The organism is Pseudomonas sp. 43(2021) (genome assembly GCF_017490805.1).
In the GTDB taxonomy this organism is placed as follows: Bacteria; Pseudomonadota; Gammaproteobacteria; order Pseudomonadales; family Pseudomonadaceae; genus Aquipseudomonas.
On record NZ_JAFGYJ010000100.1, the window covers coordinates 1 to 762 of the forward strand.

Annotated in this window: 2 protein-coding genes; both read left to right on the forward strand. The window is 53.4% G+C overall.

What is annotated here, in order from left to right; translation table 11 throughout:
• The first annotated feature begins 8 nt into the window (after positions 1 to 8).
• Positions 9 to 320, forward strand: a complete 312-nt coding sequence (rplU, locus tag J5M71_RS26115; RefSeq protein ID WP_007924746.1) for a 50S ribosomal protein L21 — start codon at positions 9 to 11, stop codon at positions 318 to 320.
• Between the two features lie 35 nt (positions 321 to 355).
• Entirely contained in the window at positions 356 to 613 is a 258-nt protein-coding gene (gene rpmA / locus J5M71_RS26120; RefSeq protein ID WP_016773121.1) for a 50S ribosomal protein L27, read from the forward strand.
• Positions 614 to 762: the final 149 nt, after the last annotated feature.

Below are 762 nucleotides of genomic sequence, written 5' to 3' on the forward strand. Positions count from 1 at the left end.
GAAATACCATGTACGCAGTAATCGTTACCGGCGGTAAGCAATACAAGGTCGCTGAAGGTGAATACCTGAAGATCGAAAAACTGGAAATCGCTACTGGCGAATCCGTGACTTTTGATCGCGTTCTGCTGGTCGCCAACGGCGACGACGTGAACATCGGCGCACCAGTTGTTGCTGGCGCAACCGTCAAGGCTGAAGTGATCTCCCAAGGTCGTCACGATAAAGTCCGCATCATCAAGTTCCGTCGCCGTAAGCACCACATGAAGCGTATGGGCCACCGCCAGTGGTTCACCGAGATCAAAATCACCGGTATTCAGGCTTAATTACAGCCTAATTCCTCACTAGGAGAATTGAACTCATGGCACACAAAAAAGCTGGTGGTAGTACCCGTAACGGTCGCGACTCAGAAGCCAAACGCCTTGGCGTGAAGATGTATGGCGGCCAGGTCATCAAGGCCGGCAACATCATCGTGCGTCAGCGCGGCACCCAATTCCACGCTGGCTACGGCGTTGGCATGGGCAAGGATCACACTCTCTTCGCTAAAATCGAAGGCGTGATCAAGTTCGAAGTAAAGGGCGCCTTCGGTCGTCGTTACGTGAGCGTAATCGCGGCTTAATCGCGAGATCGCTGGAGAAGCCCTGTCTTGCGACGGGGCTTTTTCGTTTGTGGGGTGAGTCTCTTGCAAAGCTGTTTGTATGGGCTGTCGGCGTGCGATGCAGGTCGTGTCTTGGGGTCGCTGCGCTCATTTTTGCAAGAGTCTTATGT

Coding starts and splice junctions, on each gene's coding strand:
- rpmA (WP_016773121.1), top strand. CDS start 356: ATGGCACACAAAAAAGCTGGTGGTAGTACCCGTAACGGTCGCGACTCA.
- rplU (WP_007924746.1), top strand. CDS start 9: ATGTACGCAGTAATCGTTACCGGCGGTAAGCAATACAAGGTCGCTGAA.